This is a genomic window from Streptomyces sp. NPDC059010 (assembly GCF_042740355.1).
Taxonomy (GTDB): Bacteria; Actinomycetota; Actinomycetes; order Streptomycetales; family Streptomycetaceae; genus Streptomyces.
Genome location: NZ_JBHYJA010000027.1, coordinates 73,476 through 92,872 on the forward strand (window position 1 = coordinate 73,476; position 19,397 = coordinate 92,872).

General features: G+C 72.6%; 17 protein-coding genes. 11 read left to right on the forward strand and 6 right to left on the reverse strand.

Annotated features, from left to right (window positions below):
* Positions 1–252 precede the first annotated feature (252 nt).
* The 7 genes from ACFWYS_RS27620 (at position 253) to ACFWYS_RS27650 (ending at position 6,255) form a co-directional block, all read left to right on the forward strand.
* Positions 253–501: a hypothetical protein gene (locus ACFWYS_RS27620; protein ID WP_384774350.1), complete on the forward strand. Its 249-nt coding sequence runs from the start codon at positions 253–255 to the stop codon at positions 499–501.
* A 25-nt stretch (positions 502–526) separates the two neighbouring features.
* Positions 527–1,393: an NAD(P)H-binding protein gene (locus tag ACFWYS_RS27625; RefSeq protein WP_384774353.1), complete on the forward strand. Its 867-nt coding sequence runs from the start codon at positions 527–529 to the stop codon at positions 1,391–1,393.
* Between the two features lie 289 nt (positions 1,394–1,682).
* Positions 1,683–3,506, forward strand: a complete 1,824-nt coding sequence (locus ACFWYS_RS27630; RefSeq protein WP_384774454.1) for a glycoside hydrolase family 15 protein — start codon at positions 1,683–1,685, stop codon at positions 3,504–3,506.
* A 60-nt stretch (positions 3,507–3,566) separates the two neighbouring features.
* A complete protein-coding gene (locus ACFWYS_RS27635; RefSeq protein ID WP_384774356.1) occupies positions 3,567–4,301 on the forward strand; it encodes a GntR family transcriptional regulator in 735 nt (244 codons plus the stop codon).
* Positions 4,302–4,417: 116 nt separating this feature from the next.
* On the forward strand, positions 4,418–5,488 hold the full coding sequence (locus tag ACFWYS_RS27640; RefSeq protein ID WP_384774359.1) for an Ldh family oxidoreductase: 1,071 nt from the start codon (positions 4,418–4,420) through the stop codon (positions 5,486–5,488).
* Positions 5,485–5,787: a putative quinol monooxygenase gene (locus ACFWYS_RS27645; protein WP_384774362.1), complete on the forward strand. Its 303-nt coding sequence runs from the start codon at positions 5,485–5,487 to the stop codon at positions 5,785–5,787. Before ACFWYS_RS27640 ends, ACFWYS_RS27645 begins: the two co-directional genes overlap by 4 nt.
* 30 nt (positions 5,788–5,817) lie before the next feature.
* Positions 5,818–6,255 (forward strand): cupin domain-containing protein, encoded by a 438-nt coding sequence (locus ACFWYS_RS27650; protein ID WP_384774365.1) that lies wholly within the window; start codon positions 5,818–5,820, stop codon positions 6,253–6,255.
* Positions 6,256–6,287: 32 nt separating this feature from the next.
* Here ACFWYS_RS27650 and ACFWYS_RS27655 read toward each other — a convergent pair whose 3' ends face one another.
* From ACFWYS_RS27655 to ACFWYS_RS27680, 6 genes are read right to left on the reverse strand one after another with little or no spacing between them, the layout of a single operon-like run.
* On the reverse strand, positions 6,288–8,921 hold the full coding sequence (locus ACFWYS_RS27655) for a non-ribosomal peptide synthetase (protein WP_384774368.1): 2,634 nt from the start codon (positions 8,919–8,921) through the stop codon (positions 6,288–6,290).
* Between the two features lie 60 nt (positions 8,922–8,981).
* On the reverse strand, positions 8,982–9,806 hold the full coding sequence (locus ACFWYS_RS27660) for an SDR family oxidoreductase (protein ID WP_384774371.1): 825 nt from the start codon (positions 9,804–9,806) through the stop codon (positions 8,982–8,984).
* A gap of 45 nt (positions 9,807–9,851) precedes the next feature.
* The gene (locus tag ACFWYS_RS27665) at positions 9,852–10,562 is read right to left on the reverse strand and encodes a thioesterase II family protein (RefSeq protein WP_384774374.1); all 711 of its coding nucleotides are present in this window, start codon (positions 10,560–10,562) and stop codon (positions 9,852–9,854) included.
* Entirely contained in the window at positions 10,549–11,709 is a 1,161-nt protein-coding gene (locus tag ACFWYS_RS27670; RefSeq protein WP_384774376.1) for an LLM class F420-dependent oxidoreductase, read from the reverse strand. Before ACFWYS_RS27670 ends, ACFWYS_RS27665 begins: the two co-directional genes overlap by 14 nt.
* A gap of 37 nt (positions 11,710–11,746) precedes the next feature.
* A complete protein-coding gene (locus ACFWYS_RS27675; protein ID WP_384774458.1) occupies positions 11,747–12,646 on the reverse strand; it encodes an ABC transporter permease in 900 nt (299 codons plus the stop codon).
* Positions 12,643–13,602, reverse strand: coding sequence for an ABC transporter ATP-binding protein (locus ACFWYS_RS27680; protein WP_384774379.1), 960 nt, complete (start codon positions 13,600–13,602; stop codon positions 12,643–12,645). Before ACFWYS_RS27680 ends, ACFWYS_RS27675 begins: the two co-directional genes overlap by 4 nt.
* 139 nt (positions 13,603–13,741) lie before the next feature.
* On the opposite strand from ACFWYS_RS27680, the gene ACFWYS_RS27685 reads away from it, so the two are divergent.
* The 4 genes from ACFWYS_RS27685 to ACFWYS_RS27700 all read left to right on the forward strand — a co-directional run bounded on the left by ACFWYS_RS27685 (position 13,742) and on the right by ACFWYS_RS27700 (position 19,396).
* A complete protein-coding gene (locus ACFWYS_RS27685) occupies positions 13,742–15,496 on the forward strand; it encodes a fatty acyl-AMP ligase (RefSeq protein ID WP_384774381.1) in 1,755 nt (584 codons plus the stop codon).
* Positions 15,493–17,277: an acyl-CoA dehydrogenase family protein gene (locus tag ACFWYS_RS27690; RefSeq protein WP_384774383.1), complete on the forward strand. Its 1,785-nt coding sequence runs from the start codon at positions 15,493–15,495 to the stop codon at positions 17,275–17,277. Before ACFWYS_RS27685 ends, ACFWYS_RS27690 begins: the two co-directional genes overlap by 4 nt.
* A complete protein-coding gene (locus ACFWYS_RS27695; RefSeq protein ID WP_384774386.1) occupies positions 17,274–18,986 on the forward strand; it encodes an acyl-CoA dehydrogenase family protein in 1,713 nt (570 codons plus the stop codon). The genes ACFWYS_RS27690 and ACFWYS_RS27695 overlap by 4 nt, the downstream gene beginning before the upstream one ends.
* Before the next feature lie 125 nt (positions 18,987–19,111).
* Positions 19,112–19,396 (forward strand): acyl carrier protein, encoded by a 285-nt coding sequence (locus ACFWYS_RS27700; RefSeq protein ID WP_384774389.1) that lies wholly within the window; start codon positions 19,112–19,114, stop codon positions 19,394–19,396.
* The last annotated feature ends 1 nt before the right edge of the window (position 19,397 follow it).

The following is a 19,397-nucleotide window of genomic DNA, read 5'->3' on the forward strand; positions in this document are numbered from 1 at the left end:
CACGGCCGTTGGTTCCGATCCGGGCCCCGGGGGGGGGGCCGCGCCGCGCGCGGGCGCCGCCCGCGGGGGCGGCCCCCGCGCCCCTGCGCCACGGCCCGTGCCGGCCGCGCGGGGGGGGGGGGTGGGCCACGCGCGGGCGGGGCCCCGCCCCCCCCGGCCGTCGGTCGTACGACGGGGTATCTGTATCGACTCAGGCACGACTCAGGGACCAAGTTGGCCGACAACGGCACACGTCCGTACGGGAGTTCGGGCGTGGCCAACGGCGCCGTTTCGCCGGAGCAGCGGGCGGCCTGGCAGACGAGCGGCAAGCGCTCCGTCGAGTTCGGCGCGGCCTGGCTCATCGGCGGGCTGCTCGTGACCGTCGTCACCCACGGGCAAGTCCACGGCATGGAGGCGTACTTCGTGACCTGGGTGCCGGTGCTCTACGGCATCCACCGGATCGTCGCCGGGCTCCAACTGCTCGCCAAGTGCCGGGATCCCGGACTTGCGGACAGAACCTGACCGCAAGTCCTCATACGGTCGTGCCATGACTCAGACGCAGAAGATTCTTGTCACCGGCGCGACCGGCACCGTCGGCCGCCAGGTCGTCGCCGAACTGCTCGCCCGCGGACACGCCGTCCGTGCCCTCACCCGGGATCCGAAGAAGGCCGCCTTCCCGGCCGGAGTCGAGGTCGTCCAGGGCGACCTGACCGAACCCGACAGCCTGGGCCCGGCCCTGGAGGGCGTCACCGGACTCCACCTGATCACCTTCGGCGGGCCCTACTTCGCCCCGCTGGAGACCGGACCCCGCATCCTGGAGCTGGCCCACGCGGCCGGCGTACGCCGGGTCACCGTGCTGCACGGTGGCGGGCCCAGCCTGCTGGAGGATGCCGTGCGCGCCGACAGCGGTGTGGAGTGGACCGTACTCATGCCGGTGGAGTTCATGGCCAACGCCCTGGAGTGGGGGGACGGAGTCGTGGCGGCGGACGAGGTCCGCGAGCCGTTCATCGCCCGGCTGAGCGCCATGGTGCACGAGGCCGACATCGGGGCCGTCGCCGCGGTGGCCCTCACCGAGGAAGGCCACGGACGGCAGGAGTACGTGATCACCGGCCCCGAGCTGCTGACCGTCGGCGACAAGGTCGCGACGATCGCCGCCGCCCGCGGCCGGAACATCGCCCTCGTCGAGCTGACCGAGGAGCAGGCCGTCGCGCAATGGCGGGCGGCGGGTCAGCCGGAGGACGTGATCGGCTTCCTGCTGGAGGCCTACGGGAACACCCCCGAGGTGGGCCGCACGGTCGTCGACACCGTCGAGAAGGTGACCGGCCGCCCGGCGCGCACCTTCGCCCAGTGGGCCGCGGAGCATGCGGACACCTTCAGGGCGGGGCCCTCCGGGAGTACACCGGATCGGCCGTAGCCCTCCGCGGGACGCCGGCCAGGCCGTAGCCCTCGCGCAGGACGCCGGCCAGGCCGTAGCCCTCGCGCAGGACGCCGGCCAGGCCGTAGCCCTCGCGCAGGTCGCAGGTCGCAGGTCGCAGGTCACACTCGCCGATCCGCGTTCACGCGTGTGGCGTAACCCCTGTGGCGGAGCCCCCGTCCCGACAGGAGTGTCGGAAGAGGACGGTCGGGAGGGGGGAAGCCGGGGGGAAGGTTCGGTGCGAGTCGTCGGCCCGGCCGTCGGGCGGCGCGAGGCCGGGAGGATCACCATGCGGCGCTATCCACCCATCGGGGATCACGGCCTGGTCGGAGACCTCCAGACGGCGGCGCTCGTCTCGTCCGAGGGCGTCGTCGACTGGTTCTGCGCCCCACGGTTCGACTCGCCCAGCCTCTTCGCCGCGCTGCTGGACCACGACCGGGGCGGTCACTTCGTCATCTCGGTCGAGGGGGAGGACGTCACCACACGTCAGCTGTACCTGGCCGACACCGCCGTCCTCATCACCCGCTTCCTCACCCCGGACGGAGTCGGCGAGGTGGTCGACTTCATGCCGGTGGAGCGGCCGGAGACCGCGACCGACCGGCATCGGCTGGTACGGATCATGCGGGTGACCCGGGGGCGGGTCCGGTTCGGCCTCGCCTGCCGTCCCCGCTTCGACTACGGCCGCGCCGGCCACCGCCTCGACCTGCTCCCGGACACCGCGCACTTCGCCGGGCCCGGCACCGACGCGTTCCTGCGGACCGTGGGACCGGTCACGTTGGAACGGGACGGTTCGGACGTCACGGCGGTCATCGAGCTCGGGCACGGTCAGCGGGCGGCCGCCGTGCTGACCGTGTGTGCGGCGGGAGCCGAGGCGCCCGCACCGCCGACACCGGAGAGCCTGCGGTCGGACTTCGACGGGACCCGTGGGTTCTGGTACCGGTGGCTCCGCCGCAGCCGCTACGGGGGCCGTTGGCAGGACGTCGTCAACCGTGCCGCGATCACCCTCAAACTCCTCACCTACGCCCCTACGGGCGCCCCGGTCGCCGCCGCGACGACGGCCCTGCCCGAACAGGTCGGCGGCGAACGCAACTGGGACTACCGCTACACCTGGGTGCGCGACGCCTCCCTGTCGATGCAGGCCCTGCTCGGCCTCGGCTTCGTCGACGAGGCGTACGCCTTCCGCCGGTGGCTCGGCGAACGGCTCAGGAACGGCGGCACGGTCACCGGCGAACCCCTGCAGATCATGTACCGGATCGACGGCGACCCCCATCTCGCCGAGGAGACCCTCGACCACCTGGAGGGCTACCGGGGCTCGGCCCCCGTCCGCATCGGCAACGGGGCCGCCGGCCAACTCCAGCTCGACATCTACGGTGAGGCGGTGCACGCCCTCACCAGCACCGACGACCTCGTCCAGATGGCCGGCCACGACGGCTGGCTGGACATCGCCGGCGTCCTCGACTGGCTGACCCGGCACTGGGACCGCCCCGACGAGGGCATCTGGGAGACCCGCGGCGGCAGACAGGACTTCACCTTCAGCCGCCTGATGTGCTGGGCGGCGTTCGAACGCGGCATCCGCCTCGCCCAGGACTACGCCCGCCCCGCGGACGTGGCGGGCTGGACCACCGCCCGCGACACCGTGCTGAACCAGGTGATGAGCCGCGGCTGGAGCGACCGGCGCAAGGCGTTCGTCCAGCACTACGGCGGCGAGGTCCTGGACGCCTCGCTGCTGCTGATGCCCGCGGTCGGCTTCGTCAGCCCGCGGGATCCGCGCTGGCTGTCCACCCTCGATGCCATGGAGGAGGAACTGGTCGCCGACAGCCTCGTGTACCGCTACGACCCCGCCGCCTCTCCCGATGGCCTGCGCGGCAGCGAGGGCACCTTCTCCCTGTGCAGCTTCCTGTACGTGGACGCCCTCGCCCGCTCCGGGCGCGTCGACCTGGCCCGCTACGCCTTCGACAAGATGCTCACCTACTCCAATCACGTGGGCCTCTTCGCCGAGGAGGTCGGCCCCACCGGCGATCAGCTCGGCAACTTCCCGCAGGCGTTCACCCATCTGGCCCTGATCGGGGCTGCCCTCGCCCTCGACGAGGAGCTGAACCGGGCGGAGCGCTAAGCTGTATACAGCGGTGTGTGCCGTGGGTGCCGCGTATGCGCTGGGTGGACAGGGAGATTCATGGCCCGGGTGACTGGCAAGAGCGAAGCCGTCTACGAGCGGTTGAAGGGTGACATCGAGTCGCTGCGGCTGCGCCCGGGGGCCAAGTTGAGCGAGGTCCAGCTGGGGGAGGAGCTGGGCGCTTCGCGGACGCCGGTGCGCGAGGCCATCCGGCGGCTGGCCCGGGAAGGTCTCGTCGACTTCGTGCCCGGCGAGATCGCCCGGGTGGCCGCGATCTCGCTGGGCGGTGTGCGGGCGCTGTTCGAGTTCCGGATGCTGCTGGAGCCGGAGGCCGCCGCGTCGGTCGCGCGGGCCGGGGCGGCCGACGAGCGGGTGGCGGTGCCGTTCGGTGAACTGCTGGAGCGGCTGGGGGAGTTCGACGCCTCCTTCCGTGCGCTGGACGCCGCCGCCCAGGCGCGGTCGTACCAGGACTTCTACGACATCGCCGAGGGCTTCGACCAGGCCGTCATCGCCGCCTGCGGCAATCCGTATCTCGCCCGTACGATCCGCGACCTGCGCAGCCAGACCGTACGGCTGCGGCACCTCTCGCACAGCGGTCCGCGCCGCATGCTCACCTCGCTGGAGGAGCACCGCGCGATGCTCAGGGCGGTCACCCGGGGGGACGCCCAGGCGGCCGAGGCGGCCTGTCGGCACCATCTGGCACAGACCCTTCAGGCACTCATCGACAGCCTGACCGGCCAGGATCTCGTGGCCGGGGCGGCCGGCCCGGACATTCAGGTGGACATCGTCGTCTGAGATCCCGTTCCCCCGGGCCGTGGCCACTTCACAGCCCGTGCTGTATACAGGTCTGGATACAGATGGTGGGCACATCCAAGTGGATCCATCTCGACGCTTCCGATGTGAGGAGACCCATGCCGCACACCGTCGGCGCCGCCGATCTGCTCGGGTTCGCCGCGGCCACGACCGAGGCGCACGGTGTGCCCGCCGAGGACGCGCGGCTGCTGGCGGACACGCTGGTCACCGCCGAGCTGTGGGGGCACCCGTCGCACGGGATGCTGCGTCTGCCCTGGTACCTCGACCGGCTGGCGAGCGGTGCGACGGCCGCCGTCGCCGCCCCGCGCACCGTCAGCGACAACGGCGCCGTCCTCGTCGTGGACGGCCAGGACGGCCTCGGCCAGGTCCTCACCGCGCCCGCGGTGGCCCAGGGTGTCGAGCGCGCGCACCGGCACGGGATCAGTGCGGTCGCCGTCCGCAACTCGGGCCACTTCGGGACCGCCGCGTACTTCACCCGCGGAGCCGCCGAGCAGGGCTGTGTGGCGCTGCTGGCCACCAACGCCAGTCCGGCGATGGCTCCTTGGGGCGGCCGGGAGAAGCGGATCGGCACCAACCCGTGGTCGATCGCCGCGCCGGGCGGCCGCTACGGCACGGTCGTGCTGGACATCGCCAACACCGCCGTCGCGCGCGGCAAGATTCATCACGCCAAGGAGCGGGGCGAGCCGATCCCCGAGGGCTGGGCGGCCGACGCGGACGGTGTGCCGACCACCGACCCGGCCCGTGCGATCGAGGGCCTGATCCTGCCGATGGCCGGCCACAAGGGCTACGCCATGTCCTTCATGTTCGACGTGCTGGCGGGCGTGCTGACCGGCAGCGCCTTCGGCTCGTCCGTCGTGGGCCCGTACCGGCCCACGGGGCGCAGTGGCGTCGGGCATCTGCTGATCTGCGTCGACATCGCGGCGATGGCCGACCCGGCCGAGTTCGAGGCGCGGATGGAGGCCCTGATCGAGGAGACCAAGTCCACGCCGAGCGCCCCCGGCACGGCGGAGGTCTTCGTCCCCGGCGAGCCCGAGGCCCGTACGGCACAACGCCTGCGCACCGAGGGCATCACGCTCGCCGACGACACCTGGGCCGCCCTCACCCACATCGCCGACGCCACCGCCGTACCCCTGCCCCGTCCCGTCAATTCCCAGGAGCTGCCCGCATGATCGCCCTGACCGTGTCCCTCCAGGTCGTCCCCGGCCGCCGCGACGACTTCCTCGCCGCCATCGAGGAGAACGCCGAGCGCTCCTTCACCGACGAGCCCGGCTGCCGCTCCTTCGACGTCGTGTGCGACCTGGCCGACGACCATCACTTCGTCTTCCACGAGATCTACGACGACGAGGCCGCCGTCGAGGCCCATCGCGCCGCAACCCACTTCAGGGTCTGGCGTGCGGCGGCGGAGAAGTACGTCGTCCCCGGCAGCCAGGTCAACACGCTCTCCCGCCGCCTGTTCCACCACTCCTGAACTCCCGCACCCCTGAACGGAGCCGCCGCCATGTGCTCTCAGCGCCCCGCCGAGCCCAGTCTGCTGATCCACCCCGACGAGGTCGAACGCTTCGACCGCGGCGGGGGAGTGGCGACCATCCCCTACGTCGGCAGGTGGAACTCCGAGAAGGCCGTCATCACCACCGGCCAGACCGTGTTCCAGCCCGGCACCGGACTGCCCCTGCACAGCCACAACGTCGAGGAGTCCGTGCTCGTCCTCGAAGGCGAGGCGACCGCGGAGATCGACGGCGAGTTCTTCGACCTGGAGGCCGGCCAGGCCACCTGGGTCCCGGCCGGCCTCCCGCACCGGTTCCTCAACCGGGGCGAGGGCGTCATGCGGATCTACTGGGTCTACGGCGGCCGGGACGTCACCCGCACCATCACCGCGACCGGCGAGACGTTCGAGCACCTCTCGCCTAGCGACAAGGGAGGCGCGCCCACCTCGTGAGCGCCCCCGCCCTGAGGGCCGCCCCCGCGGCTTCAGCCGTCCGAGGCGGCGAGGCTCCTGACCGTGCCGCGGATGGTCGGGTGGCGGTACAGCTCCCGCAGTCGTGGCGAGGGCAGGCCGCGTGCGCGCAGGGCGGCGCCGATGCGGACGGCGAACAGGGAGTTGCCGCCCAGCTCGAAGAAGTCGTCGTCCAGGCCGACCGGCGTACCGAGGACCTCGCTCCAGATCTCCCGCAGTTGTCCGGTGAGGTCGTCGTCGGCCGGGACGGGCTCGGTGTTCCGGGAGGGTGCGGTGGGTGCCGTGGGGGCGGGGAGCCGGGCCGCGTCGAGCTTGCCGTTGGGCGTCAGCGGGAGTGCGTCCAGGGCGGTGACGGAAGCGGGGAGCATGTAGTCCGGCAGGATGCCGGCGGCCCGTTGGCGCACCGTCGCGGTGTCGCCGCCGGAGAGGACCACATAGGCGTCGATCCTGGCGGTGGCGGCGTCGTCCGGGGCGTCGCGCCGTACCACCACGGCCGCCGCCCGCACCTCCGGGTCCTCCAGCAGCACTGAGCGGATCTCGTCCAGTTCGATCCGGAAGCCGCGGATCTTCACCTGGCTGTCGATGCGCCCGAGGTGTTCGAGACGGCCGTCCGGGCGCAGGCGCCCCAGGTCGCCGCTGCGGTACATGGTGCCGCCGGTGCACGGGTCGGGTACGAAGCGCCGGGCGGTCAGTTCCGCCTGGCCGAGGTAGCCGAGCGCGACGCCGGCACCGCCGACGCAGATCTCGCCCGCCACTCCGGGCGGCAGCAGCCGGCCGGCCGGGTCCGTCACATACAGGTGCCAGCCGGGCAGCGCCCGTCCGACGGAGCGGGTCGCGGCGAGCGCCAGTCGACGGGTCAGGGTCTGCTCGGTGACATGGACCGTCGTCTCGGTGATGCCGAACATGTTCACCATCCGGCAGACCGACTCGGGGTGCCGGTCGAACCAGGGCAGCAGCATGCGCGCGTCGAGCGGTTCGCCGCCGAAGACGACCGTCCGCACCCCGACCTCGGTGTGGTCCACGTCCAGCAGCTGTGCGAAGGCCGACGGGGTCTGGCTGAGCACGGTGACCTTCTCGGACACCAGCAGGTCGCGGAAGCGGTCGGGTTCGCGCGAGACGAAGTACGGCACCACGACCAGCCGCCCGCCGGTCAGCAGGCAGCCCCAGATCTCCCACACCGAGAAGTCGAAGGCGCTGGAGTGGAACCAGGTCCACACGTCGTCGCCGCCGAACCCGTACTCCTCGCGGGTCGCGTCGATCAGGGCGACCACGTTCCGGTGCGGCACCTCGACGCCTTTGGGGCGGCCGGTGGAGCCGGAGGTATAGATGACGTAGGCGGGGGTGTCGGGTGTGGTGTCCGGCGTCGGCGGGACCACGGAGTCGGCCGACTCGGCGGCAGCCTCCAGTAGTTGGTCCGGTGTCATCGGCACGCAGCCGGCCACCTCCGGGAACTCGGACAGACGGGTGACCACCACGCCCAGTCCCGCGTCCCGTGCCGTGTGGGCGATGCGGTCCGCCGGGTAGGCCGGGTCGATGGGCACATAGGTCGCGCCGGCCTTGAGTACGGCGAGCAGGGTGACGACGAGTTCGGCGGTGCGCTCCAGGCAGACGCCCACCCGGTCGCCGGCCGTGACGCCGCGCTCGCGCAGACCGTGGGCCAACAGGGCGGCCCGCTCGTCCAGTTCACGGTAGGTCAGTCCGGCGACGCCGTCGCTCACGGCGATACGGTCCGGCGCCGCCGCCGCGATGCGCGCGAACGCCTCGGACACGGTCACCGGCGTGGTGGCCAGGGGGCGGGGCGGGCGGCCGAGTGCCGCCACGCGGGCGCGTTCGGTCTCGTCGAGCAGGTCGACGTCGTCGACCGCGGTTCCGGGCGAGCTCAGGACCAGCCGGTGCACCCGCACCAGGTGCCGGGCGAACTGGGCGGCGATCGCGGTGGAGACGTGCCCGCCGAGGTGGTCACAGCGCAGCCGCCAGCCGTCGGCGTCCCTGAAGACCGACAGGGTGAGCGGGAAGGGCGGTGCGAGACAGGGCACGTATGCGCCGGGAAGTTCCGTCGCGTCGAAGAGCAGGCCGACGAGGGCGGGGCCGTCGGCGGGGGAGGGCTTCAGCTCACCGAGCGTGGGGGCTTCGGGCACCGTGAAGGAGCCGTCGGGCGTGCCGATGACCGGCGGGGTCTCGGGGTCGTAGCGGCGCAGGGTGACGGCGAGGGCCGCGAGCCAGCTCGCCTCGTCGCCGCCCTCGTCCAGGGAGAAGAGGTGCGGGACGGCGGCGCCCTCGTCCCCCAGGCCCCAGGCAGGGGCCGACGCGATGGCCGGTGCCTCGGGGGCGGGGTGGCCGGTCCCCGGTTCGACGGGCTCGACGGACTCGGCGGCCGCCAGCCGTCCGAGCGCCGCGCGGTCCCACTGGTCCCGGGGTGCCACCAGGATCAGATCGCAGGGGCCGTCGGCGTAGCGCAGCAGGACCCTGCGCAGTCCGTCGGCCGGGCGGGCGAGTTCGGCGGCGCGGCGGCGCTCGGCGAGCGGGTCGGCCGCGGGCACGGGCACGTCCTCGATCCACAGTCCCGGAGGGGCCGTCGGATACGGCGAGCGGTCCGAGCGGATGCGCACCGCGTGGCAGCGGGCCGCGGGGTGGAGGGGGCCTGACACGGTCGTACTCCTTGTCGATCAGGGCAGTTGTTCGGGGGAGGGCGGATGCGGAGCGCGAGCTCAGCGGATGCTGAATCCGCCGTCCACGGTCAGGACCGAGCCGGTGATCTGGCGGGATTCGTCCGAGGCGAGGAAGACCACCGCGGCCGCGACGTCCTCGGGCTCGATCAGCGCGTTCATCGGCTGCGCCTCGACGAAGGTCTTCTCGTGCTCGTGCACCGGCACATCGAGCGCCCTGGCGATCTCGGCGAGCATCCGGCCCTCGGCCTGCGCGTCGTCGCGCACCGACCCGGGGCAGACCGCGTTGACCCGTACCTTCGTCGGCGCGTAGTCGAGGGCCGCGGCCTTGGTCAGTCCGACGACGGCGTGCTTGGCGGCGACGTACCCGGCGAAGTGCCGGTAGCCGACGAGCCCCGCGGTGGACGCCACGTTGACGATGCTGCCGGCCCGCCGGGCGCTCATCGCCTTGCCCACCTCGCGGATCACCCGCCAGGCACCGGAAAGGTCCACGTCGATCATCAGGGACCACTCCTCCTCGCCGATCTCGTGCACCGGCTTGCCCGAAGGCGCCGCGATGCCCGCGTTGTTCACGGCGACGTCGATGCGGCCGAACCGGTCCTCGGCCCGGGTCACCGCCTCCCGTACGGCCCCCAGGTCACGGATGTCGGCCTCGGCGGTGAGGACGGCCGCGCCCGCCTCCCGGCACAGCGCGGCCGTGTGCTCCAACTGCCCCGGGGTGCCCAGCGGGTAGGGCACACCGGGCAGGTCGGCGCAGATGTCCAGCAGGGTGAGATCGGCGCCCTCGGCGGCACAGGCGAGCGCGGTGGCCCTGCCGAGTCCGCGGGCGGCGCCGGTGACGAGGACCGACTTGCCGTGCAGACGCATCGGGAACTCCTTGATGATCGAGGGTGATCGAGTGGGGTGGGGTGTCTACAGGACGGTCGAGACGATCAACCGGACCAGCGCGGGCGCGGCGTCGGTCAGGTACATATGGCCGCCGGGCACCTCCACGTGCTCGAAGTCGCGGCCGGCCACCTTGCTCCAGGACTCGGCGTCGTCGTAACCGACGAGGTCGTCGTCCTCGCCCCGGACGACCGTGAGGGGGGCGTCCAGCGGGAGGTCGGTGGAGGGCGTGTAGCCCTCGTGCATCTCGACGTCCGCGCGCAGGGCGGGCAGGATCATCTCGCGCATCTCCGGGTCGTCCAGCGCGGGATGGTGGTAGCCGGCGAACTCGCCGACCCGCGCGAGGAAGTCGTCGTCGGACAGGCCGGTGGCCCGCTGCTCGCGCCCCCGGGCCGGTTCCGGCGATCCGCTGACGAACAGGTGCACCAGCTCGATGCCGGGCTCGGCGACCAGCCGGTGGGCCAGCTCGTAGGCGAGCACCGCGCCGAGGCTGTGCCCGAACAGAGCCACCCTGCCCCCGTCCTCGCCGAGCCGCTCCCGCAGTTCGGCCACCAGAGCGTCCACGGCCTGGTGCGCGTCCCGGTACGGCTCCTCGTCGATGAGCCGCTCGCGGCCCGGCAGTTGCAGGGGCACGATCTCCAGCGCGTCCCCGGCCAGCGCCGTCCAGGGCCGGTAGAAGGAGGCGCCCGCCCCGGCGTACGGCAGGCAGATCAGCTTGGTCGTGTCATGCGTGGTCATGGGTGAGGGTGTCTCCTTGTGAGTGGGGCGCTTCGTGCGCGCCTTGTGGGCGAGAACCGTCGGCGAGGGCACCGGACCCGAGCAGCCCGGCGAGTTCCGCCGCCTCGATGGCCGTACGCAGCGCCTCGGCTGCCCGGCCCGGGCCGGGCAGACCGGGGCCGACCGGCATGACGTTGAGCGTGGTGGCCCCGGCCTCGGCGAACGCCGTCATCCGCTCGGCGATCCGCTCCCGCGGTCCGAGCAGCGAGGTGGCGTCGAGGAATTCGAGCGGCACGGCGGCCATGGCGCCCGGGTAGTCACCGGCGAGGAACCTCTCCTGGACGGCCCGGGCCTCGGCGCCGAAGCCCATGCGCTCGGCCAGCTGGGTGTAGTGGTTGTCCGCCCGTCCGCCCATGCCGCCGAGGTACAGCGCGGCATACCCCCGCACCCGGCGCGCGCAGGCCCGCCAGTCGGCGCCGGTCACCAGGGGGACGCCGGGGGCGACGTCGAACCCGTCGAGGGTGCGCCCCGACTTCGCGAGGCCGGTCTTGAGCGGCTCCAACTGCTGTGCGGCATGGGCGGGGGAGAAGAACACCGGCAGCCAGCCGTCGGCGATCTCCCCGGCCAGCTCCAGGTTCCTCGGGCCGAGCGCGGCGAGGTAGACCGGGATCCGTTCGCGCGGCGGCCGGATGGTCAGGGCGAGTGCCTTGCCCGGGCCGTCCGGGAGCGGCAGCGTGAAGTGGCGGCCCTCGTACTCCAGGGGCTCCCGGCGCAGCGCACGCCGCACCAGGTCGACGTATTCCCGGGTACGGCCCAGCGGTGAGCCGAATCTGACGCCGTGCCAGCCCTCGGAGACCTGCGGCCCGGACACACCGAGGCCGAGCCTGAGCCGTCCTTCGGACAGGGTGTCGAGGGTGGCGGCGGTCATCGCGGTCATGGCGGGGGAGCGGGCGGGGATCTGCAGGACCGCGCTGCCGACGTCGATCCGGGAGGTGCGGGCGGCGATCCAGGACAGCAGGGTGACGGCGTCGGATCCGTAGGCCTCCGAGACCCACACCGCCGAGTAGCCGAGGTCCTCGGCCAGGGAGGCGAGCGGGAGGTTGGAGGCGTCGTTGCCGCCGACCCAGTAGCCGAGGTTGACGCCTAGACGCAGGGTGGGGACGGTCATGGGGGCTCCTGTGCGAGGGCGGGGGCGGCCCGCCCGGTCAGCGGCTCGTGCGGGCGCGGTAACGCCAGGTCGACAGCGTGGTGAAGACGGCGATGAGCAGCACCGAGCAGGCCACGGTGTACAGCTCGGGGTGCTGGGCGGGCCAGTTGTGCTGCACCCGGAAGCCCGGCGGGGGCGTGTTGCCGAAGAGCCGGCGCAGGGCGTTGGCAATTGAGGTGATCGGGTTCCAGGCGGCCACGGTGGACAGCGGCCCCGGCAGGCTCGCGCCGGAGACGAAGCCGGAGGAGACGAACGTCGCCGGGAACAGCCAGATCAGCCCGAGGCTCCCGGCCACCTGCGTGTTCGGTGCGATGAGGGCGACGAACACGCCGACCCACGACATGGCGAAGGAGAACAGCAGCACCAGCAGGACGGCGGCGGCGAGTTCGAAGGGCCCGGTGTGCGGCCGCCAGCCCATCAGCAGCCCGCAGGTGGTGGTGACGGCGACGCTCGCCACACAGGTGGTGAGGTCGGAGGCGGTCCGGCCGAGCAGCAGGGCCACCCGGGAGACCGGCAGGGCGCGGAAGCGGTCGACCATGCCCTGCTCCAGGTCCCTGGAGAGCCCGACCGTGGTGAAGGTGGTGGTGAAGGCGACCGTCTGGGCGATCAGCCCGCCCATCATGTACGAGCGGTAGGCCGGGCCGCCCAGGCTGTTGCCGAAGACGTACCCGATGAGCAGGGCGTACACGACCGGCTCGCCCAGACAGGAGATCAGCAGTCCCGGGGTGCGCCGCAGATGCAGCAGATTGCGCAGGGCCAGGTCCGCGCTCTCGGCGAGGACGCGGATGACCGGATGGCGCCGGGCGCGGGTCGGGGCGGCGGCCGGAGGGAGGCCGGTTTCCGCCGAGTCCCGGTGCGCGGAGCGGGCCCGTCGGACGTCCGTCGGTGCCGTCATCAGGCCGCCTCCCGCCGGGTGCGGCCGGTCAGTCCGAGGAACACGTCGTCGAGGGTGCAGCGGTTGAGCCCGATCTCCAGTACCTCGACCTGCTCGCCCTCCAGCGCGGTGAGGGCCCGGGCCAGGGCGGCCTGGCCGTCCGTGGCGGCCGCCTCCACGCGCCGGGCACGGCGGTCCACCGTTGGGGTCGCGCCGGTGGCCTGTGCCGTGGCCCGTGCCGCCGCGTCCAGTTGACGGTCCTCGGCGACACATACGACGAGCCGGTTCCCGGCGGCCGCCTTCAGCTCGTCGCTGGTGCCCTCCGCCACCACGCGCCCCCGGTCGATCACGGTGATCCGGTCGGCGAGGCGGTCCGCCTCCTCCAGATACTGGGTCGTCAGCAGGATCGTGGTGCCGCCCGCGACCAGTTCACCGACCGCCTCCCAGGTGTCGAGCCTGCTCTCCGGGTCGAGTCCGGTCGTGGGCTCGTCCAGGACGACCAGCGGCGGGGAGCCGACCAGGGCGGCGGCCAGATCCAGCCGCCGGCGCATACCGCCCGAGTAGGTGCCGGCCGGGCGCCCCGCCACATCGGTGAGCCGGAACCGGGACAGCAGGTCGTCGGCCACCCGGCGGGCCGTACGGCGGCCCACCCCGCGCAGCTTCGCGACCAGGTACAGATTCTCGAAACCGGTCAGCAGCCCGTCGACCGTCGAATACTGTCCCGCCATTCCGATCGTGGAGCGCACCTTCTCCGGTTCGGCCGTCACATTCCAGCCATTCACGAACGCGCGCCCGGAGTCCGGCTTCAGAAGCGTCGTAAGAATCTTTACCAGAGTGGTTTTTCCGGCTCCGTTCGGACCCAGGAGGCCCATGACCTCACCTGGTCCTATCTCCAGTTCAACGCCCTGTAAGGCGTGGTTTCCTTTGAATTTCTTGTGCAGGCCGTCTATGACGACGGCCGACGTGGTGGGGGTATGCACAGATCCGTTCTACGCCTGCCGAAGATCCAAGTCGATCATGGAAGTCCCAAGGATTCTTGTGGGTTCGATGGTGTTGCTTTAAACTTGCTTGAAAGTTTTTCTACCGGATCGAGAACCAAGATCACGTACGGTTCCTGTCGTGCGAGAATTACTCACCACGTTGAGGGAACAGGCAGCGCGCAATCCGCAGCAGCCGGCCGTGACCTTCGTCTCGGACTTCAGTGACATCAGCCGGACAGTGCGCGACCGCGCAGAACTCGATCTGCATGCGCGGCGCATTGCCTCCTGGCTCCAGGAGCGATTCTCCCCGGGGGACCGGGCACTTCTCCTCTATTCCCCGGGTATCGAGTTCACCACCGCCTTCTGCGCCTGTGTCTACGCCGGCGTGATCGCCGTGCCCGCCCCGCTGCCGGGCCGCTACCGGCACGAGCGCCGCAGGCTCGCCGCCATCGCCCGCGACGCCGGGGTGCGCACCGTCCTCACGCAGCGCGGCGACCTGCCGGACGTCGAGAAGTGGGTGGCCGAGGAGGGCATCGTCGGAGCGGTCTGCCACCCCACCGACGCCGGTGACGGAGACCCGGACACCTGGACCACCCCCGAGGTGACGCCCGAGACCCTGGCGCTGCTCCAGTACACCTCGGGCTCGACCGGCGACCCCAAGGGCGTCATGGTCACCCACGGCAACCTGGTCGCCAACGTGGACCGCATGGTCCGCATGTTCGGCAACGACAGCGGCACGGCGTACGGCGGCTGGATACCGCTCTACCACGACATGGGGCTCATCGGCCTGATGCTGCCCGGCCTGCTGTCCGGCAGGGGATACGTCCAGATGGACCCCATGTCCTTCCTGCGCCGCCCCTACCACTGGCTGCGCATGCTGGACGCCTGCGACGTCAACTTCACCGCCGCGCCCGACTTCGGCTACGAGATGTGCGTGCGCCGGGTCACCGACGAGCAGCTCGCCACGCTCGACCTGTCCCGGGTCAAGGCCGCCAACGGCTCCGAGCCGGTCCGCGCCGACGTGGTCACCGCCTTCATCGAGAGGTTCGCCGCCGCGGGACTGCGGCCCGAAGGGCTCATCCCCGTGTACGGGCTGGCCGAGGCGACCCTGATGGCCTCCGGCACGACCGGGCGGCCACCCCTGCGCACCGAGGCCGACGCCGCCGCGCTGGAGAACCGGGAGCTGCGCCCGGCCGACGGCACGGAAGCGTCCCGTGTGCTCGTCGGATGCGGGGCACCGAGCGGATCCGACGTGCTGATCGTCCACCCCGACACCGGGGACGCCCTGCCCGACGGCCACATCGGCGAGATCTGGCTCGACGGCCCGTGTGTCACCGCCGGTTACTGGGAGAACGAGGACGCCACCGACGCCACGTTCCGCGCGTACGCGAGCGACGGACGCGGCCCGTTCCTGCGCACCGGCGACCTCGGCGGCCTGCTCGACGGCGACCTGTACATCACCGGCCGCCGCAAGGACGTCCTCGTCCTGCACGGGCGCAATCTGCACCCCGCCGACATCGAGTACGAACTTCGCTCCCAGCACGAGGAGTTGGAGGGCCTGCACGGGGCCGCCTTCATGGTCGGGCACGACGACGGCGTGGACACCGCCCCCGCGATCGTCGCCGTGCACGAGATCCGCGCCCACTGGGGCGCCGAGCGACTGGGCCAGATCGCCGTCGACATGAAGCAGACCGTGGCCCGCGAGTTCGGCGTGCCGGTCGCGGCCGTCGCCCTCGTCCGGCCCGGCGGCGTACGGCGCACCACGAGCGGAAAGGTACAGCGCTCCGCGATGCGCGCCCTCTACCTCGCCGGCGAACTGGACACCCTGCACCTCGCCGAGGACCCGCTGCTCACCGCCGCCCTGGCCGACCACCGGCGGGGGAGCGCACGATGACCACCACGGCCGACCTGGAAACCCTGCTCGCCACCCACGAGGACGACGCCTTCGCCCCCGGCGCGCTCGCCGAGCTCGACGCCCGGGAGGAGTTCCCCGACGGCGCCGTCCGCCTCCTCGACGACGCCGGGCTCCCCGCCCACTACGTCCTGCCCCCGGACGGCGACTTCAGCCAGACGGTCCGGCTGCTGCGCACGGTCGCCCGGCGCGACCTGACCGTGGCCATCGCGCATGGCAAGACGTTCCTCGGGTCGGCCCCGGTCTGGGTGGCCGGCACCCCGGACCAGGCCGCCCGGCTCGCCGAGCGGGTACGTGCGGGCGAGCCGGTCTGCTGGGGGCTGACCGAGCGCGACCACGGCGCCGACCTGCTGGCGAGCGAGCTCGCGGCGGTGGCCGAGGCCGAGGTCCACGCGGAGGCCGAGCCCGAGTTGGGGGCAGAGGCCGAATCAGGAGCACACGTCGAACCAGAAGCCGAAGCAGAAGGTGACGCGACCGCCGAGGGCCGCTGGCGGCTCACCGGCGAGAAGTGGCTGATCAACAACGCCACCCGCGCCACCCTCGCCTGCGTCCTCGCCCGCACCGACCCCTCCGGCGGCGGACGCGGCTTCAGCCTCTTCCTCGTCGACAAGCACCGGCTGCCCGAGGGCAGTTGGCAGAACCTGCCGAAGGTCCGCACACACGGCATCCGCGGCGCCGACATCAGCGGCTTCGCCCTCGCCGACGCCCCAGTGCCCGCCGACGCCCTCGTCGGCGAGGAGGGCGACGGGATCGCCGTGGTCCTCAAGACACTCCAGCTCACCCGCATCGCCTGCACCGCGCTCTCCCTCGGCGCCGCCGACCACGCCCTGCGGCTGGCCCGCGACTTCGCCACCGGACGCGAGCTGTACGGCCGCCGCCTCGCCGACGTCCCGCACGTACGGCGCATCCTCGGCCGGGCGGCCGCCGCCGCACTGACCGCCGAAGCCGTCAGCGTGCTCTCCGTCCGCTCGGTGCACACCCTGCCCGGAGAGCTGAGCGCGATCTCGGCGCTCACCAAGGCATACGTCCCGACACTCACCCAGGAGACCCTCACCTCCCTCGGCGAACTGCTCGGCGTACGCGGCTTCCTCACCTCACCGCCCGGCAGCGGCTTCGCCAAGCTGGAGCGCGACCACCGCATCTGCGCGATCTTCGACGGCAGCACCGTCGTCAACCGTGCCGCCCTCCTCAACCAGATGCCGCGCCTGGCCCGCCAGTTGAGCCGCCGCCGTACCGACACCGAGGGCCTGCGGGCCGCGGCCGACCTCACCGCCCCCCTGCCCCCGTTCGACCGGGACCGGCTGACCATGCTGTCGGTCACGGGGTGCAGCGCCGTGCAGGCCCTGCCCGACCTGGCAACCCGCGTCCGCGAGCAAGGGCCACCACAGGCGGGCCCGCTCATCGACCGGCTGCTCGCCGAACTCGACCGGCTGGAAACGGAGTCGGCGGACTTCATCCCGGTCGCGGGCGGACTGCCCAGCACCGCCTTCGGCCTGGCCGAGGCCTATGAACGCGCCTACGCCGCAGCCGCCTGTCTGCTGCTGTGGCTGGAGAACCCGCCCCTGCGCACGGGCCGGCTCGGCACGGACGGCCTGTGGCTGCGGGCCTGCCTGACAGTCCTGCTCGGCGAGGACGACACCGACGGCACCGAGGGTCTCGACGGTCAGGGCGACAACGATGCCAACGCCGTCTTCGACGCCCTGGCCGACGTCGTACTCGACACGCCCGCCACGGAGTTCACCCTCTGGGGAGGTGCCGCATGACAACCGCCACCACGGGCCTCGCCCCCAAGCGCGCCGACGAACTGGAGCACCTCCTCGGCAGCCTCTCCGACCCGGCCAACCCCACCGGCGCCGCCGCCGTCCTCGCCGCCGACGAACGCGCGGAGATGCTCGCCGCCGGAGAGACACTGCTGCACTCCTACGGACTGAACGCCGAGTTCGTCCCGCCCGAGCTGGGCGGCCGTCTCGAACGGGCCGACCACCTCACGGAGGTGATGCGCTCTCTCTACCGCCGCGACCCGGCGCTCGGCCTGGGCTACGGCGCCAGCTCGCTCATCGCCGGAGTCACCCTGTGGACGGCCGGAGCCGAACGCCAGAAGGAGCACGCCGCCCGTCTGCTCCTGGACGGCCGCCGTATCGCCATCGCCTTCCACGAGCTCGCGCACGGCAACGACATGGCCGGCATGGAGTTCGAAGCGACCGCCACACCCGACGGTCTGCGCCTGAACGGTCGCAAGGAGGTCGTCACCAACATCGCGCGCGCCGACGCCATGGTCGTCCTCGCCCGCACCGACCCGAACCCGGGCCCGCGCAGCCACTCTCTGGTCCTGGTCGACCGGGCGGGCGCCGACCCCGCTCACCTGACCGACCTGCCGCGCTTCGGCACCGTGGGCATGCGCGGAGTCCAGCTCGGCGGCCTGCGCTTCGAGGATCTGCCGGTGCCCGTGTCTGCCGTCCTCGGCCCGATCGGCTCCGGGCTGGAGACCGCCCTGAAGGCACTCCAGATCACCCGCACCGTCCTGCCCGCGATGGCCACCGGCATCCTGGACACCGGGCTGCGCATCACCGTCGACCACCTGACCCGGCGTCGGCTCTACGGCGGCCCCGCCACCGACCTCCCGCACGTCCGCTCGGTGCTGGCCGGCGTCTTCGCCGACCTGCTGCGCGCGGAGGCGCTCGGCGCGGTCGGCGCCCGTGCGCTGCACCTGGTGCCGGGCGCGGCGAGCGTGTACGCCTCCGCGGTCAAGTTCGAGGTGTCCCGGCTGCTGCTGGAAGCCATGGACCGGCTCGCGGAGCTCCTCGGCGCCCACTTCTATCTGCGCGAGGGCCCGACCGCGCTGTTCCAGAAGCTGCTGCGCGACCTCGCCCCCGTCGGCTTCGGCCACATCGCCCGCGCCGCCTGCCAGATGAGCCTGCTGCCGCAGCTCCCGCTGCTGGCCCGCCGCACCTGGAAGCGGCCCGGCACCGAGGCCCCCGCCGACCTGTACGCCCTCGCGCGGCCGCTGCCGCCGCTGCCGTACGACCGACTGGCCCTGCACGCCGCGGGCCGCGACCCGATCGCCGGTTCGCTGCACGCCCTTCTCGACGCTCCCTGGGCGCCCGAGCACGCCGACCTGCGTGCGGCCATCGCCGCCGACCGTGCGGAACTGGCCCGACTGGCCGCCGTATGCGGGGAGTTGTCGCCGGTGGACCTCGGTGTCGACGCCCGCCCCGAGCACTACGACCTCGTCACCCGGTACGTACGACTGCTGTCCCGGACCGCCTGCGTCCAGGTCTGGCGGCACGCCGAGCCCGGCGGCTTCCTCGTCGACCCCGCCTGGCTGCGCGCGGCCCTGCACCGTTCGGCCCCCGGGCCGCACCGGCCGGGCCCCCTGCCCGCCCAGGTCGAGGACACGCTCCTCACCGATCTCCTGGAACGCCGGGACACCGGACGCTCCTTCGGCCTGACCGGAAGACCACTCGCCGTCTGAGGCCCACCGGCCACCTCACGCCAAGCCCCGACGCGGTCCGGCACCCGCTCGCCCTCACGGGCGCGCCCGGCCGTCCCGCGCCCCGGCCTGCTCCTCACCCCCCGCTCAAGAAAGTGACCCCCCTCATGACCGCTGGCAACCGTGACGTGCACACCTGGCTGACCGAGCGTGTGGCGACCTATCTGCGCCGTTCGCCGCAGGACATCGACACGTCCGTACCGCTGGCCGACTACGGCCTGGACTCCCTGACGGCGCTGGCCATCACCGCCGACATCGAGGACGAGTTCGAGGTCACCGTGGACGATGCCCTGACCTGGGACCACCCCACGGTCGACGCACTGAGCACGGCCCTGGCCGAGCTGCTCGGCGGGCAGTCCGAGGCGGCACGCACGAGCGGGAAGCAGGCCTGAC